This window comes from Mediterraneibacter gnavus ATCC 29149 (genome assembly GCF_008121495.1).
GTDB lineage: Bacteria > Bacillota > Clostridia > Lachnospirales > Lachnospiraceae > Mediterraneibacter > Mediterraneibacter gnavus.
The window spans coordinates 1840264-1858496 of the sequence record NZ_CP043051.1 but is presented as its reverse complement, the minus strand read 5'-3'; the positions used below and the strand labels follow the sequence as shown (position 1 = coordinate 1858496).

Here is an 18233-nt window from a genome sequence, read left to right as displayed (position 1 = left end):
CCCACTCTACTCATTCCAAGGATTTTCCGTTGGATATCTGACACCTTTTGGCTGATTATATCCGATCTCACTGACATCCACTCCGATATATTTGAATACTTCAAACAATGCCTTGCCCCATTTTCCAAATGCAACTGCTCCGTGATGCGGATAATTGCCTTCGATCAGAACATGACGGTAAAATCTTCCCATCTCCGGAATTGCGAAAATTCCAATGGATCCAAAGGAGCGTGTCGGCACCGGAAGTACTTCTCCCTGTGCAATATAAGCGCGCAGCTTGCAGTCTGCCGTACTCTGCAGACGGAAGAATGTAATATCTCCAGGGATGATGTCTCCTTCCAGAGTTCCCTGTGTCACCTCTTCCGGAAGCGCTCTCGCCATGATCATCTGGTATTTCATCTCACAGAATGACAGCTTGGAGGACGCTGTGTTTCCACAGTGGAATCCCATAAATGTATCTTTCTGTGTATATGGGAACTTGCCTTCGATATCTTCTTTGTACATGTCATTCGGTACTGTATTGTTGATATCCAGAAGTGTCACAGTATCTTCACTGACAACTGTTCCGATAAATTCGCTCAGTGCACCGTAGATATCTACTTCACAGGATACCGGAATTCCCTGTGCTGTCAGACGGCTGTTGACATAACATGGAACAAATCCGAACTGTGTCTGGAACGCCGGCCAGCATTTTCCTGCGATTGCTACATATTTTCTGTATCCTCTGTGCTCTTCTACCCAGTCTTTCAAGGTCAGTTCATACTGTGCCAGTTTCGCGAGGATCTCAGGTTTCTTATTGCCCGCTCCCAGTTCTTCTTCCATCTCTTTTACGATTTCCGGAATTCTTTCATCTCCATCATGTTTATGGAATGCCTCAAATAAATCCAGCTCTGAGTTTTCTTCGATCTCAACTCCCAGATTGTACAACTGCTGGATCGGTGCATTACATGCGAGGAAATTTAACGGACGCGGTCCAAAGCTGATGATCTTTAAGCTGTTCAGTCCGATGACAGCTCTTGCGATCGGACGAAACTCTGCGATCATGTCCGCACATTCCTCTGCATTTCCTACCGGATACTCCGGAATGTAGGCCTTTACATTTCTAAGTTTCAGATTATAGCTTGCATTGAGCATACCACAGTAAGCATCGCCTCTTCCCTGAACCAGGTTGTCTCCGCGCTCTTCTGCTGCTGCGATAAACATCTTCGGTCCGTCAAAATGTTTTGCAAGCAATGTCTCTGCGATCTCCGGTCCGAAGTTTCCAAGATACACAACAAGTGCATTACATCCTGCATTTTTAATGTCCTCCAGTGCCTGCACCATGTGGATCTCACTTTCCACGATACAGATCGGACACTCATAAATATCCGCCTCTCCATATTTTTCTTTATATGCTTTGATCAGATTTTCCCTTCTTGTCACGGAAAGACTCTCCGGAAAACAATCTCTGCTCACTGCAACGACTCCGATTTTTAATTCTGGCATGTTACTCATACTGTTACCATCCTTTCTATTTGCTTTTTATTTTTACACAATTGTAATATTTTCACCTTTTAAGCCGTTCACCGCACCCTCAATCTCTGCGTCTTCGTGCGCGATCAGCCACTTGTTCACTGCTGTCAAAAGTCTGCTCTCGCCCTTTGCTTCCGGTGCAAACGGAAGTGCCTCATTCGTTCCCTTCGGAAGTACGACCACACATCGGAAACCGCCTGCTTTTGCATTACATGGTGCATAATGTAACGTAGTCGCATACAATTCCACTGCCGTTCCTGCCGGTACGAAAAACGCCTCCACGAGAGCTGTATCATAGGTATCTTCTTTGATGTCCTGCTGACATCCAAGCAGCAGGATCAAATCTGTCACTGCGATATCAATCTCTGAGGATCTGTGATACTCCAGTGCATTCAACTTCACATTTCTCCCATTACAATACCCAATCTGAATCGGCAGCCCTCCAAATCCTTTTTCTCTGACTGCCACCGCATCCGGAAGTACTTCCAGCGCTTCCACAGACGGAACATAAATCACATCTTCCGGAAGCGGCGTGTGTTCCATCTCTTTTAAGATCCGCTCTACCGGAATATCTGACATCACTTTTCCATATTTGGCAAATGCGGTATCTGTAACTTTCTGAATTTCCATAAAAAATGACCTCCAATCAAAAACCTGTCTCCAAGTTTCCCATTGAGGTCATTTTATCAACTTTTTTTCGCTTCTGCGACCTATTATTTATCTATTTTATGTCAATTTCTTGCTCTTTGTTATTGTGAACAGTCACTTCTCTCTTTTTCGATATTCGCTTGGAAGCATCCCGTATTTTTTCTGAAATGATCTGGCGAGCGCCTTGCTGTTTGGAAAACCATTCTCCATAGCGATCTCACTTAAGGTCTTATCACTGTCTTTGACTTCCTTCCATGCATATCTCAACCGGATATCCTGCAGATAGGCTTTAAAATTTACCCCCGCATATTTCTGAAACATCCTTGAAAGATAGGTCGGAGAATATCCAAAAATCTTCGCCAGACTCTCCAGTGTCATTTCTGATGCATAATTTTCTTTAATATAGGATGTAATCGTAGAAAGACGGTTCAGATTTTTATTGTCCCGAAGCTGCGCCTCGGTCACATCAATCCGCTGATACTCAGATACCAGCAAATGCATCACAAGATAAAACAGACCTTTCACTTCCATTTCATAGCCACGCTCTTTTTTTATGTACACCTCATACATCTGGCGGATCAACTCCATCAGCCGTTCATCCCGATCCACCGGATTGTGTGTAAACCAGATGAATCCTTCTCCCGTAAAATAATTCTCAAACAACCGGATCGGTATCTGCAATACAATCGTCTGGTTCGGCTTTGGAGAATGCACGGAATGAACTTCGTTGGAATTCACGATCATAAATTCTCCCTGCACAAGAGGATACGGCTTCTCTTTGATATAGAAACAAAGTTCCCCCTCACAGACCGCAAAAATCTCCACAGAACGATGCCAGTGCATCTCACGCTTATAATTGCCATCCTTGCCCTCAAAAATAAACATCTTGAAGGGCAGCCCCTCATCCGGCACGATCAGCTCATGATTGTACTTCATTTTTCTCTCCTCTACAGACCAAATTCCTCGAATAATTTCTGCTGATAATCATGATCCTCTGCTGCCTTTATAATATCAGCTATCCGGTCTGCCTTAGAAAGCGCCAGATTCAGAGCATTGATTCGTTTTTCTACTGCTTCAGAGCTCTCCTTTTTAGTTATTTCCAAGCGCTTGTTCACTTCCGCATCAATCTCATCTTTCATCAATTCCCGCAGTGCATCACACATTCCTTTTACCTCCTCAAACTTCTGTTTGTTGGCCCGCACGATCAATTCCATGACGGAGCGATACAGTGCATTTGCCTGATTTTTTGAATATTCTTCCAATAATTTTTCTGCGGTCTCATTCTGTTCCAGTTCGTTGGTCAGACTTTTCAGCCACAGATTTTCAGCTTCTGTCAGTTCTTTTGTTACAATAATCTGAATCGGAATTTTATCTCCCGTCACATAATAAATCCCGCTTTCAGCTTTTTTTACTTGATATCTCAGTGTTGTTTTCAAGTGGTGCATCAATTTTCGTGGATATTTTCCTGTTACCAGAGTAATCGTAAGTTCTTCTATCGGAATGCTGTCCATCTGACTGGTATCGGATTTGTAAAAACAGGTATACCCATACACCTTATAAAAATCATCGATACTCAGATAATCCAGGGGACTTTTATATTCCACGATATTATGTTGTCGGAAAATCCGCCCGATATTCTTTCGGATTACCCGACCCTTGTCCTTTTTGATGATCAGAACATCGATTTCTTTTGGTTTGGTTCCCAGCTGATGCTCATTCTCAAAAATCAGATGTTCGGCATCTTCCTGCAGTTCGATCTGTATCTCTGCGAAAAATGCAGGATGCCACTGAAGCATTTTGGCTTCTTCTTTTTGCATTTCCATACAAAACCTCCTTCTTTTTTTCTTTCAGGAGATTTCGCCTTCCGAAAACTCCTGCCTGCTTGATTTGAAAAGCATGAATTTTCTGAAAGGACAGGCGTTTGCCTGTTTTTGAAATGAATAAGATATTCCACATTACACATGTGGAATCAAATGAATGTTAGAAAAATATGCTTTTATCCATTTTACCACATTTTTCTCAAAAGCACACTTCCTTTCTCATAAGATCCATAGATGAATTTTCTCCTGTTCTGTGCTATGATAAACAGAGTTTCAAATACGCTTCAGAAAGGATTTTACTTATGAATTATAAACATATTATCTTTGATTTCGGAAATGTCCTTGCTACCTTTCAATCAGATGACTTATTGCGCTCCTACTGCAATCGCGAAGATCTTCCCATTCTGAAAAATGCCATCTACCACAACTGGCAGGCATTGGATGAGGGAAGTATTCCCTATGAAGAATACCAGGAGGAAACACTTCACCTGCTGCCGGACTGCCTTCATGACACTGCCCGCAAATGCTTTGCCACCTGGTATCAACACATGATCCCGATTCAGCCGGTGTGGGATATGATCCACAGATTAAAAGAACAGCACACAGGGCTTTACATTCTTTCCAACGCTCCGATTTTCTTTGAAGAACATGCAGATTTTTTCGAGATTACCCGCTTATTTGACGGTGCAGTCTATTCCGGATCCATCAAAAAATTCAAACCAAATCCGGATATTTACCAGCATCTGTTTGATACCTTTTCACTGAATCCGTCCGACTGCTTTTTTATGGATGACAAACCCGAAAACATCAAAGCTGCTCAGAAGCTCGGGATGAATGGAATGGTCTTTACTGGAGAGAATCTCTCAGAAATCAAACATGCCATCGGACTGGAAGAATAACTTCCGCCCGATGGCATATTTCTTACAGATTTCTGATTTTAAATTCTCTCTGCGCTTCTCTTTTCTGGTCTTTTTTCGCGATATCATCCCGCTTATCGTACAATTTCTTACCTTTTGCAAGTCCAACTTCCACTTTTACAAGGCTTCCGTTGAAGTACACCTGGAGCGGAACCACTGTATTTCCCTTTTCCTTCATCTTGCCGAAAATCTTGTCAATCTCCTTTTTATGGAGCAGAAGCTTTCTCGGTCTCAGCGGATCCTTATTAAAGATATTTCCCTTTTCATAAGGAGAAACATGCATTCCATAAATAAACATCTCACCGTTTTCGATCCGGATAAACGCTTCCTTGATACTGCACTGTCCCATGCGGAGGGATTTGACCTCTGTTCCATGCAGTACGATTCCCGCCTCATATTTTTCCAGAATAAAATAATCGTGATATGCTTTTTTATTGTTGGCGATCAATTTGCCTTCTTTTTTTGCCATCGCACTTTCCTCTCTTCTTCCCGTTAAACTCTACTCGTTTTCTTCGCAAAACTCAAAATCAATCGTTCTCTGCAGCCGGTCTGCACCAAGGACACGCACACGGACTCTCTGTCCCAGTTTATAGACATTACGGAAATGCTCTCCCACCAGTTCATACTGCTCTTCCCGGTACTCATAGTGGTCGTCCTTCATATTCACCACATGTACAAGACCTTCTATCGTATTCGGCAGTTCCACGTATGCTCCCCATTTTGTAATACCGGAGATCACACCTTCGAATTCCTCTCCGATCCGATCCTGCATATATTCTACTTTCTTTAATTTTACGGTCTCACGTTCAGCCTCTTCTGCTCTGCGCTCCATCTCACTGGACTGTGTTGCCACCTCCTGCAGAATCTTTTCATAATGTGCCATTCTGTCATCACTTAGTCTGCCGCGCAGATTCTCCTTAATGATCCTGTGGATTTGCAGATCCGGATACCGCCGGATCGGAGACGTAAAATGTGTATAATACTGCGCCGCCAGACCGAAGTGCCCTGCATTTTCCGGTGTATAGCGCGCCTGCTTCATGGAACGCAGCGCCAGTCTGCTGATCAGAGCCTCCTGTGGAGTTCCCTCCACTTTTTCCAGCAGCTTCTGGATTTCTTTCGGGCGGATTTCATTTCCCATATGGATGTGATATCCGAAATTATTGATAAACGTACTCAGTTTTTTTACCTTATCTTCTTCTGGCGCCTCATGGGTACGATATAAAAACGGAATCTCTCTCCAGAAATACTCTTCTGCCACTGTTTCATTTGCCGCAAGCATAAAGTCCTCGATCATCTTCGTTGCCACATTTCGCTCATATGGTTTCAATTCCACTGGTCTTCCCTGTTCATCCAGAATCATCTTCGTCTCAGGAAAATCAAAGTCGATTGCGCCTCTCTTTTTCCTGCGTTCCCGAAGCAGCCCTGAAACTTCTGCCATCTGTTCAAACATCGGAACCAGCTTTTCGTATTTTTGTCTCTCCTGCTCATCCTGCGCTTCCAGAATTTTTGCAACACTCGTATAAGACATTCTCTGGTCCACCCGGATCACCGTCTCTGCGATCACATGATCCACAATCTCACCTTTTTTGTCAACAGTCATAATACAGCTTAGCGCAAGCCTGTTCTCTCCTGCGTTTAAAGAACAGATTCCATTCGAAAGCTTATGGGGCAGCATCGGAATCACCCGGTCTGCCAGATACACACTGGTCCCGCGTTTCAGCGCCTCCCGATCCAATGCACTTTTTTCCTGCACATAGTTGGTCACATCTGCAATATGCACTCCCAGCTTCCATCCGTTCTCCACTTCTGTCAGAGAAACAGCGTCATCCAGATCCTTTGCATCCTCTCCGTCAATGGTCACCATCTGCCAGTCTCTTAAATCCATGCGCCCTGCCATATCCGCTTCACTTACATCTTTTCCGACACGTTCCGCCTGATTTAGCACCTTCTCCGGAAATTCCACCGGCATATCATAACCTTTCACAATAGACATGATATCGGTTCCCGGATCATTGATATGCCCGATGATCTCCACGACTTTTCCCTCCGGCTTCATATTTTCCCCGCCGTAGGACGTCAGTTCTACCACTACCTTGTGTCCGGTCATCGCACCTTTTTCTTTGCCTGCCGGAATATAAATATCTTTTAAAAATCTCTGATTATCCGGTCGTACAAATCCAAAACTTTTGCTCTTCTCATACAGACCAATCACTTTTGTCGTTCCATGAGATACCACACGCACGATCTTTCCTTCTTTTCGTCTGCCCTCCGGTGACTTGGTAATCAGAAATTCCACCTCATCTCCCTGAAATGCACCGTTGATATTCTCTTCCGGAATAAAAACATCCTCTTCATCCTCTCTGAGCACAAATCCGAATCCGCGAAGATTCGCCTGAAATATTCCTTTTAAATACTGAGGCTGTCCTTTGACATATTTCCCTTTCTTTGAGACGTAAATCTTGCCATCCGCCTCCAGGGCTTCCAATACTTCCTTTAATTCGTTTCTCTGTTCTCTCGGAATCTGCAGAAGCATCGCAATCTCCTTCAGCTTCATCGGTACATAAAGATCGTCACAGATCAAATCATAAATCACCTTTTTTCGTTTCTCAAATGTATGTTCCATTCGTTCACCTTCTTTCATACTTAGTAGTTCCTTTTTTGTATCCTCTATTCGACTTCCGTCAATTTTTCATAAAAGAAAAACACCCTATTTTTGCATAGAGTGTTTTATCGCTTTCTCTTAGTTAAATACTTTCAGATTCAGCACTGCTGCAAGTACTAAAAATAAAATAGCAAGAAACTTGGTAGACTTCACAAGAGCGCCTTCCATAGAACGGCCTTTATTCTGTCCCCAATAAGAATCTGCCGCACCGCTGATCGTTCCAAGTCCTGCGGACTTTCCTTCCTGAAGAAGAATAATTGCTGACAACGCAATACAATCTATTACAAAAATAATCATTAACACAATTTTTAAAATATCCATACGTTCACACCTCCTGTGGATAACCTTTTATAGTCTAACACAAAATCTGCAATTCTGCAATAGATTTACGTGATAAAAATGGCGGATGAAACCAATTATTTCATCCACCATCTCATTTTTTCAGGCTTTTACAATCCTGTTTATTTTTTCTTTCTTCTGATAATCACTACTGCGCCGACAACTGCTACTGCTGCCACCAGAAGTACTGCCCACATGATCACATTGGCATTGTCTCCTGTCTGCACACTCTGAGAGTGGGAACCGGATGTACTTCCATTGTTATGACTTCCGCTGTTGCTGCTTCCACCGTTGTTTCCTGTATTGTTGTTTCCACCATTGTTATCATTTCCGTTGTGATCGTCGTCCGGACCCGGGTCTGGATTCGGATTTGGATCTGGATTTGGATCGGCTTTTTCTCCTCTGACCAAAACCTTCACATCAGCTTTGGCTGTTGCTCCGTTTGTATCCGTTACCTGAATGGTCACGATCACATCCGTATCATTTTCCGGTGTTGTTACCTTTCCATCCAGTCCGATGATTCCTTCCGGATTTACTGCCACGATCTCGATCTTACTTCCTTCCGGAACTTCCGGCAGAACCAGTCTTTCTGTTCCCGCTTTCACTTCTGATGGAATCTTATGGTTTGCCAGAATGTCATCTAAGATTTCCTGTGCACTCGGAATATGCGGCACTTCCACGGCTTTGAATTCTCCGGTCAGCTCGATGTTCTTTGTCACTTTAAACTGATATTCTGCATCCTTCGATACATATTCGGTCTGTCCTTTTTCTTTCCAGCCCACAAATTCAAATCTTTCTTTGGCTTCTGCCTTCACAGATGCTGTCGCACCCTCTTTGTATGTGCCATCCTCTTTATCCATGGAAACCCTTCCCATGTTCTCATCATTGGACTGTACCACAACACGGTAGTATGTTTCCGGAACCGGAGCCAGTCTAAACTCGGCACGCAGTACACGGTCTGACTCTGCATGAAATTTGTATTCTGCCTGAGCGCCTTCTACTGGTGTCAGAACTTCTTCTCCATCTGCTTCTGTCACTTCCAGCCACTGGGTAAACTCATATCCATCCTTCGGCTCTGCTTTCACCGTGATCTCTGTTCCCTCTTTGTAGATGTTTCCTTCATTTGCAGGATCCATTGTGACCGTTCCCATCTGCGGATCCGGTGACTCTACATAGATCAGGTAGGAATGCTCTACTTCTTTAAAGTTTGCAGTCAGTTCCATATTTTCCTGGATCTGGAATACGTACGGATTCTCCTTGCTGACAATCTCCTGGGTTCCTTTCTTTGTGAATCCTACGAATTCATAATCCTCGGATGCCGGCACTGCACTCACCTTGATCTCGGTTCCTGCCTCATAGGTATCCTGCTGCGGTTCTACTGCAACGCTTCCCATCTTCTCATCATTTGCTGCAACAGAGAATGTATATTTTTCTGCAGGGATCTTTTCAAAGTTTGCAGTCAGATCCAGATCCTTTGTCACCTCAAATACATATGGATTGGACTCACTGATCACGTTTCCTTCTGCATCGGTCCAGTTTACAAAACGGAATCCTTCGTTTGCCACTGCGATAACTTCTGCTTTTTCTCCTTTTTTGTAGCTTCCGTCTGCTGAATCAATGGTTACAGTTCCCATTGTATTGTCATTGGCTTTGATCGTTACATGGAAGATTTCTTCTGGCACTTCTTCTTTCACAAAGTTTGCAGTCAGATCTGTATTTTCTGTGATTGCAAACTTGTATGCTGCTTCTGTGCTGACTTCTTCCTCTGTTCCGGTCTTTGTCCAGTTTACAAAGCGGAATCCTTCCTTCGCTTCTGCTTTGACTGTTACCTCAGTTCCTGCTTCATAGGAATCCTGCTGTGGTTCTACACTCACGATTCCCATTTCTTCTGCATTCGCTGCTGCCTTCAATGTGAAGTTCTCTTTTTCCGGCTCTGTAAATGTAAACTTAAATGGAGCTGGAATTGATTCATTTCCTGCGTTATCTACTGCTGTAATACGTACCTCATAAACAGTTCCGACTTCCAGTTTATCCATTGTAAATTCTGTGTTCTTACTGTCCCCGATCTTCACACCATTCTGATAAATATTATAGCTTGCCACGTCTGTGTCAGCCGGTGCTGTCCATGTCAGCTTTGCTGAATCCTCATCAACAGGTGTTGCTTTGATTTCTGTAACGACTCCCGGTTTTACCACATCTGTTGTTGTAATTCCGTGAATTTCAATCGCATTTTCAGACGGCACATCTTTTGTATTCAGCGCAAAAATGTTAAAGTCATAAGTCACACCCGATTCCAATCCTTCAATCCGGATCCGCGTATCTGAGGTCTTGACTTCCTGATCATTCCATTTTACAAGATAAGATGCTGCACCCTTTACCTGACCCCATTCCAGAATCACAGCTGAACTTTCAACATGTACTGCTTCTCCTTGTACTTCTCCGATTTCCGGAACATTTGGATCTCCAAGTGCTTCCATCGCCGCATTCAGAGCTGCTGCTGCTTTTTCAACCGCATCCTGATCTGCATCCGCATTATTCATTACTTCTACTGCCACTTTGTATGCTTCCTTAAATGCTTCCCATTTGTCCGCATCATATGCGCCCTCTATGAGTCCGGCCCCGCTTTCGATGGCTGTCTGAAGATCCGCTTTATTCACCTCCGCTGCCTGTACCGGTGCGAAGATTTTTAAGTAGTCAAGGTTTGCCTGTGTTTTTCCGTCACGAGCTACAATTGTGCATCTGATTGTATGCTGTTTGTTCTCAAGATTTTTTGCTTCAAAAATCTTCTGCTGTGGATCTCCTCCACCGGATCCCGCTAATGATACATTTTCAGCTTTTCCACCATCAATGCTTACATCATAACTTGCAAAGTTTGCATGTTTCTGTGCATAAACTTCAATTCCAGTTCCTGTAAACGTATATTCAAAATATTTACCTGCCTGGTTTCCAGTTGAAGGAACTTCTGTCTTTGTCTTTCCATGATGTTTCTCCGGCTCTCCAGCCCATGTAGACCATTCAGAGCCGCTCCAGCTAATCGCATCATTTCTCTTTCCATCCTCAGATGCATCTTCTACGATCGTCTCTCCGGAACCAAGGTCTCCAAAGAGTGCCACAGTCAGTTTACAGCTTCCGCTCACTTCAGAATCGGCATTTGCTGTTGCTGTGATCGTCACTTCTCCGTTTTTCTTGTGAACTGTCACCAGTCCGTTTTCATCTACGGATGCGATGCTTGTATCAAAAGAAGTCCATGTAACACTCTTGTCTTTTGTATCTCCCGGTGTTACTTTTGCCTGCATCTGTACAGTGCCTTCTTTTCCGATCGTTGTAATTCCGGAAACTGTAGATACTTCTACTTTCTCCGGCAGTGTGATCGTATTATCCAGAATATTCAGAGCATCCAGTTCTACTTTTGTACCAGAACTTGCATCTACTTTTTCATTGAGCACTTTCAGCTCTAATGTATGTGTACCATGCTTCAGATCATCCTTTTTAAATACAACCTGCTGACGTTTTGTAGTAGAACTGTATGTATCTACCTTTCCGCAAGACTCTCCGTCAATAAATACTTCGTATTTTCCACGGTCTGTATTTGTACAAGTAATCACTTCGATGCCTGTTCCCACAAACTCCAGTTCTACAGTCTCTTTTCCTGTCGGTTTGTTCAGATACTTGATCGTATCCTTGTAGTTGCCTTCGTTTGCTGTGTCCCAGTCACCCCATGCACCTGTATACACAATATGCGGATCCTTATTATCAATCTTTCCTGCTCCAAGCGGCTCTGTCAGCTCTACTTTTTCACTGAGCTTTGTCTCTTTGCCATCGACTACTGCTGATACCTGATATCGGATCGTACCCAATGCCTTATCTGCATTTTTATCAATGTATTCTGTTTTTTCTACACCGCCTGCAATTTTCTGTACGTCTCCGGACTCAATCTGACGATATACATTGTAAGTAATGTCTTTGTCTTTTTTCGTCTTGACTTCATCCCATGTCAGTTTTCCTGTATTATCATCTGTACGTTTTGCAGATAATCCTGTCGGTGCCTCCCCTTTCACAGGAACATCTTTGACATAATACGTCTGTCCGGCCTGTGTCTCAAAGGAAACTCTGTCCTGAGATTCTACTTTTACATCTACAACATTTCCATTTGCATCTGTAATTGTTGCAAAGGAAGCATTTGGAACCTGAACAGTTGCTGTTCCTCCGTTATTTGAAAGAATCTCTGCGCTTGTCAGATGTTTGTTCTTCCAGTTCATGGATACTTCAAAGTTTCCGCGTGCAACCAGTCCGCTGACACTTCCTGATGCCCATGCATCCGGCAGTGCAGGAAGCATATTGATATATCCCATGTTGCTCTGCAGAAGCATCTCTGCAACACCTGATGTCATCCCAAAGTTTCCGTCGATCTGGAATGGCGGATGCGTATCCCAGAGATTGGTCATAATTCCGTTTTTAAACAGATCTGTGATCAGCTTATATGCACGGTTTCCATCTGCCAGTCTTGCCCATGTATTGATTCGCTGTCCCATTCCCCAGCCGGTACTTTCATCTGTACGGTTGTTCATGGACACTCTTGCTGCCTCAAAGTACTCCGGTGTATCAGATGAGATCAGATCTCCCGGGAAAAGTCCCAGCATATGGGAAATATGTCTGTGCCCGTATCCCTGTCCCATACTGTTTACAGTCGTTTCTTCATACCACTCTTTGATCTGTCCGCTATCGCCAATCTCGATCGGTCCTTTTAACCTGGACTGATGATCTTTCCATGTTGCCACCAGATCCGCATCAACACCAAGAGTTTCTGCTGCTTTGATAGTATCCTCATATAACTGCCAGATCAGTGTCTGCTCATAAGTATTACCTGCCGTTCTTGGTCCATGCTCCGGTGAATAACTTGGTGAAGATACCAGATGTCCGGTTCCATCATCTATCAAAATATTATCGTAGAAAATTGCCTCTTCCTTCATCATTGGATAGATGTAATTTTGCATATAGGATACATCACCTGTAAATTCATAGTATTCCCAGCAATTCTGAAGAATCCACGGTACCGCTGCCGGTGACCATCCCCAGTCAAATGACCATCCCGGACAAGTCCATCCAAACGGATTGTTCTGGGTATGTGCCATAAATCCCTGATCCACACCTGCATAAATTTTTGCAGTAACACGTCCTGGTTCTCTTAAAGAATCTACGTACGAAATCAACGGCTGCGCACACTCTGCCATATTCGTAGAATAGGTCGGCCAGTAGTTCATCTGCAGATTAACATTCATATGATAGTCAGAATGCCATGCTGAGCTGTTCGCTCCAACCCAGATTCCCTGAAGGTTAGACGGAAGTGTCGCTCTGGACGGATCATCTTCCGGTGTCTCTCTGGAAGACTCAATTGTCAGATAACGGCCGTACTGGAACAGCATCACTTCCAGGTAGCGTCTCTCCTGCTCGCTTGCTGAACCATCATTATAAGCTTTCAACAGTTTATCTGTTGTCTTCTCAGAAGGAACCTGTCCAAGATCCAGATTGACACGGCCAAAGATAGAAGAGTAATCATCCACATGTGCCTGTTTCAAAGTATCATAAGAATCATTTACTACAGTATCTGCTGCTTTATCTACATAAGCACGCACTCTGGAAGCGACCTGCTCCTGGCTTTCCCCTGTGCGATATACCGGATAATCATTCTTGTAATCTGTTCCAATCGATGTAATAATCGTAACAGCCTTTGCATCCTTGACTGTGACCTTTTCGTCTCCGTCTTCTGTTGTTCCGCCTTCTGTCAGAACCTTTGTCTGAGAGCTGAATCTCATCTGATTGTCTTTCAGCTGTCCGTCGATGGAAATCAGCGCATCCTTAACTGTTGTTTCCCACTCTCTCTGGTAAGACTGCGCCTGTATTGTATTTTTGTTGCTTCCACCGCCTGCTTCATTATCCGGCTCCACTCTGACATCCAGATTCAGCTTATCGCCACCTTCCGCAGTCAGTCGTGTCACAAGTACATTGTCCGGATAACTTACAAAGTTCTCACGAGTATAATGTGTATCCCCGTTATCATACTCAACTCCGGCAATTGCCGTATTCAGATCCAGTGTTCTCTCGTAATTTTCAACGTCTTTGTCCGAGATACCTTTAAAATCCAGATACATATTTCCGTAACTCAGATAATATCCGTATCCGTTTACTCCTGCATCATCACTTAAACCTACCAGTTCTCCACACTTACTGCTTGCTGCATCATTGTCCCCATTAGCAAACAGTTGCTGAATCTCTTTTACTGTCTGTCCGTTTCTTCCTTTTTCTTCCAGGTTTCCTCCGTTATAATCCGGACGGCTTTCGCTTGGTCCGCCGGACCAGAGTGACTTCTCATTCAACTGAATACGCTCTGTCTGCACACCACCAAATACACTTGCCCCGATTCCACTGTTTCCGATTGGAAGAGACCATTTTTCCCATCCATCATAACTATCCGGTGCTGCGCTTGTATATCTCAGCTTTAATTCGCTCCTGTCCTGAGATTCTTCTGCATGAACGACTGAATTGGAAACCGGAACTGCAGATGCTGCAACCACTGCTGCCAGTGCACTGGCCAGAACACGTTTTGTCTGTTTCTTTCTCCTTGTTTTCATGTATACCCTTTTTCCTCTCAAAATTTAAAATAAAATCTTACTGACTATACCTCTCTTAACCTCCTTCTTCACCTTAAACTGAAGATTTGTAATGGTTATAACATAATCAATTCGGAAAGTAAATTTACAAAACTACTACTTTATGTCATTATTTTACTGTTTCAGAAAAATGTGGCAGATTTTTAACCTTTTACACAAAAGGGACTACTCTTTCGAATAGTCCCCTGTCTCTTATTCTAATTCTTCTCCGTTGGATGCAATGACCTTCTTATACCAGTAGAAAGAATCTTTTCTGCTTCTTTCCATAGATCCGTTTCCGTCATCATCCATATCTACATAGATAAAGCCATATCGTTTTCTCATCTCTCCGGTAGATGCGCTGACAAGGTCAATACATCCCCACGGTGTAAATGCGATCAGTTCTACTCCGTCATCGATTGCCTCTGACATTGCTCTGACATGATCCTTCAAATATGCGATACGATAGTCATCATGGATGCTTCCATCCGCTTCTACAGTATCAATCGCACCGAGTCCGTTTTCTACAATCATAATCGGCACCTGATAACGTCCATAGATCTCATTCAGAATGTATCGCAGTCCGTCCGCATCCATACCCCATCCCCAGTCAGAATACTGGATGTATGGGTTTTTATATCCGAGTACCAGATTGCCTGCCCCGTCTTTTGGTGCATCTGTATGTGTCGTCTCACAGCTTGTGCTGTAGTAGGAAAAACTGAAGAAATCGGCTCTTCCTTCTTTTAAAATCTCCAAATCCTCTTCCGGGACTTCAAATGACACGCCGTCTTCTCTCCACATTCTCTTCGCAAATACCGGATAATGTCCGCGGATCATCACGTCCCCGCTGTAATAGAAATCTTCCTGCATCTTATGCTGTGCACGCAGAACATCCTGCGGATCACAAGTCAGCGGATATGTCGTCATACCTGCGATCATGCATCCTACCACATATTCCGGATACTGCTCATGAGCAAGCTTTACCGCTCTGGCGCTTGCCACAAACTGATTGTGAAGTCCTGCATACGCATTTTCCAGCATCTGTTTCGGAGCATTCGGAACGAAATTCTTCATCATCAGCTGACTGTTGATCTCATTGAATGTAAGCCAGTATCTGACCAGTCCTTTATATTCTTCAAAGATCACTTTTGCATATTTTTCAAACGCATCCACCAACTGACGGTTCGTCCATCCGCCTAACACTTCCTCCAGATACAGTGGTGTATCATAATGGCACATCGTCACAAGCGGCTCGATGTCGTATTTTCTCAGTTCTGTAAATACATTCCGGTAAAATTCGATTCCCTCACGGTTGGGCTCCTCTTCAATTCCCTTCGGGAAAATCCGGGACCAGGAAATCGACATACGGAACATCTTAAATCCCATTTCTGCAAATAATGCAATGTCTTCTTTATAATGATGATAAAAATCAATCGCCTTGTGGTTCGGATAATAATATCCGTCCAGCACTGCATAGGATGCACCTTCCGGTATCCGGGAAAATCCGCCCACCATGCCTTCTGTTCCGTCCGGCATGCGGTACGTGATCCCTCTTGATTTCTTTGCGGAACCACCTGTTGTCACATCTGTTTTGGCCGGTCCTCTTCCACCTTCGTTCCAGCCGCCTTCACACTGGTTCGCGGCTGTAGCGCCGCCCCAGTAAAAATTCTTTGGAAAACTCATTGCTCTTTTACTCCTTTCATCGAATCACATGCAGCATGTCCTCACCATGTACATGGCGGTCATGATCTTTTTCTACAATATCCAAATACTCATCCGTGTTTGTTATGATCACAGGAATCTCACAGCTGTAACCTTCCTGTTCGATTTTTTCTTTCTCAAAGGATACAAGAAGCTGCCCTTTTTTCACGCAGTCTCCCTGCTGTACATGAGTTTCGAAATATTTTCCATCCAGATTCACCGTATTGATTCCGATGTGGATGAGCGCTTCACATCCACCCTCACTGGCAAGCCCGATCGCATGTTTTGTCGGGAACAGCACACGTACAGTACCGTCAAACGGTGCATATACATTTCCATTTTCCGGGATTACAAGACAACCCTTTCCAAGCGCTTCATTCGCAAATGCCTCATCTGCCGCTTCGGAAAGTGGCTTGATCATACCGTCTGCCGGCATTGCGAGCATCTCTTTTTCTTTTAAAAGCGCCGGAGCAGCTTCTTTTTTCTCTTCCGTCTTCTCTTCTTTTGACACTGACTTGATGTCTGTTTCTACTACATCATTCAAATATTCATAATCGGAATCTTTGTAAACCAGCATACCAAGAACAAAAGATACCACAAACGGAACGATCGCAGATAATGCGATTCCGATAAAGTTCGGTCCGTCCGGATTGACAAATCCAAGAAGACCGATGATTCCCATTCCCGCATAGCTGTACATCGCCAGGTTGCTGAGTGCAACTACAACACCACTTGCAGCACCACCGATACAGCAGATGGCAAACATCTTCTTACGAGGAAGTGTCACACCGTAAGTTCCCGGCTCTGTCACTCCGAAGATTGCAGAAATAAAGGACGGCAGTGCCACTTCTTTGAGTTTTGCATCTTTTGTCTTTAAGATGATTGAGAGCAGAACTCCGCATGTAGCAAAGGATGCACCGTAGGAAAATGCCAGCAGCTGGCTTGGATTTCCTGCGAGCAGATCCATAAACGCAAAAATTGTAAGAACACCATGGATACCGAACAATACAAAAATCTGCCAGCATCCGCCCAGAATCAGTCCTGCAAGCAGCGGTGAGAATTCACAGATACTTGTGAGAACAACATTAAGTCCCGCACCGATCATATTTGCCAGAGGTCCGATCACAATAAAGGTCAGCGGGAAAATAATGATCAATGTAAGCATCGGTGTCATAAAACCTTTGATCATCTTCGGAAGCACTTTGTCAAACCACTTATACAGCGGAACTGCTGCCAGAAGACCAAATAAAATCGGCAGGAATGTAGAAGTATAGGTCGTATTTACGACATATCCCCATAAATTGATGTCTACATTCTGAATTGCCGGATAACACATTGCAGCTGCCAGGATCAGTCCGAAGAATGGATCGATCTGGAATTTTTTTGCAAAGTTAAATCCAAGAATCAGCGGCAGGAAATAGAAGAAACAGTCTCCTGCTGCATTCATCAGCATATAAATTCCATCTGTCGGTTTGATTCCGACAAATGTCAGAAGGACTAACAGCCCTTTGATAATACCGCAGGCACAGAGCAGATGAAGAGTCGGTCCCATACCACCCATGATTGTTCCCAGAACTTTCTCGAGGGGACTCTTCTTTTTCGCATTTTTCTGTTCTTTGTTCTCTGCCTGCATGGCGTCTAAGCCAAGCTGGCTGCATACTTCATCGTATACATCCGCCACGTGCTCCCCGATGACTACCATGTATTCTCCCATGGCTTTCATCACGGTCACCACACCGTCCATATTTTTGATGACCTCATCATTTGCGATGGATTCATCAATCAGACGGAATCTTAATCTTGTAACGCAGTGTCTTAAACTTTCAACATTTTCTTTTCCACCGACATTTTTAATAATGTCTGCGGCTAAACTTGAGTATTTACCCATGTCATCCTCCTTATATACAGTTTTCATTGTATAAAGGTGTAGCCAACTTAATGTTACCATCCTGACAAAGCAGAAACACTCCTCATCTGTGCGCGCTTC

Annotated in this window: 11 protein-coding genes; 1 reads left to right on the top strand and 10 read right to left on the bottom strand. The window is 43.8% G+C overall.

The genetic code is table 11. The features are described from left to right. Positions 1-6: 6 nt before the first annotated feature. The 4 genes from FXV78_RS09115 to FXV78_RS09100 all read right to left on the bottom strand — a co-directional run bounded on the left by FXV78_RS09115 (position 7) and on the right by FXV78_RS09100 (position 3983). Positions 7-1494 carry an L-fucose/L-arabinose isomerase family protein gene (locus tag FXV78_RS09115; protein ID WP_004841195.1) on the bottom strand — a complete coding sequence of 496 codons (1488 nt, stop codon included), beginning with the start codon at positions 1492-1494 and terminating at the stop codon, positions 7-9. A gap of 33 nt (positions 1495-1527) precedes the next feature. Next, positions 1528-2142, bottom strand: coding sequence for a DUF4867 family protein (locus FXV78_RS09110; protein ID WP_004841196.1), 615 nt, complete (start codon positions 2140-2142; stop codon positions 1528-1530). Between the two features lie 132 nt (positions 2143-2274). Further along, a complete protein-coding gene (locus tag FXV78_RS09105; protein ID WP_004841199.1) occupies positions 2275-3096 on the bottom strand; it encodes an AraC family transcriptional regulator in 822 nt (273 codons plus the stop codon). An 11-nt stretch (positions 3097-3107) separates the two neighbouring features. After that, positions 3108-3983: a hypothetical protein gene (locus FXV78_RS09100; RefSeq protein WP_004841202.1), complete on the bottom strand. Its 876-nt coding sequence runs from the start codon at positions 3981-3983 to the stop codon at positions 3108-3110. A 299-nt stretch (positions 3984-4282) separates the two neighbouring features. Between FXV78_RS09100 and FXV78_RS09095 the strand changes: the two genes are divergently transcribed. Then, on the top strand, positions 4283-4879 hold the full coding sequence (locus FXV78_RS09095; RefSeq protein ID WP_009245065.1) for an HAD family hydrolase: 597 nt from the start codon (positions 4283-4285) through the stop codon (positions 4877-4879). A gap of 22 nt (positions 4880-4901) precedes the next feature. Here FXV78_RS09095 and smpB read toward each other — a convergent pair whose 3' ends face one another. From smpB to FXV78_RS09065, 6 genes are all read right to left on the bottom strand, one after another. Further along, positions 4902-5366 (bottom strand): SsrA-binding protein SmpB, encoded by a 465-nt coding sequence (smpB, locus tag FXV78_RS09090; protein ID WP_004841206.1) that lies wholly within the window; start codon positions 5364-5366, stop codon positions 4902-4904. A 30-nt stretch (positions 5367-5396) separates the two neighbouring features. Beyond that, positions 5397-7520, bottom strand: coding sequence for a ribonuclease R (gene rnr, locus FXV78_RS09085; RefSeq protein ID WP_172624262.1), 2124 nt, complete (start codon positions 7518-7520; stop codon positions 5397-5399). Between the two features lie 117 nt (positions 7521-7637). Further along, positions 7638-7880 carry a preprotein translocase subunit SecG gene (gene secG, locus FXV78_RS09080; protein WP_004841211.1) on the bottom strand — a complete coding sequence of 81 codons (243 nt, stop codon included), beginning with the start codon at positions 7878-7880 and terminating at the stop codon, positions 7638-7640. A gap of 140 nt (positions 7881-8020) precedes the next feature. Further along, positions 8021-14527, bottom strand: coding sequence for a glycosyl hydrolase family 95 catalytic domain-containing protein (locus tag FXV78_RS09075; RefSeq protein ID WP_004841212.1), 6507 nt, complete (start codon positions 14525-14527; stop codon positions 8021-8023). Between the two features lie 231 nt (positions 14528-14758). Next, positions 14759-16228: a glycoside hydrolase family 1 protein gene (locus tag FXV78_RS09070; protein WP_004841214.1), complete on the bottom strand. Its 1470-nt coding sequence runs from the start codon at positions 16226-16228 to the stop codon at positions 14759-14761. 16 nt (positions 16229-16244) lie between these two features. Next, entirely contained in the window at positions 16245-18134 is a 1890-nt protein-coding gene (locus FXV78_RS09065) for a glucose PTS transporter subunit IIA (RefSeq protein WP_022038469.1), read from the bottom strand. Between the last annotated feature and the right edge of the window lie 99 nt (positions 18135-18233).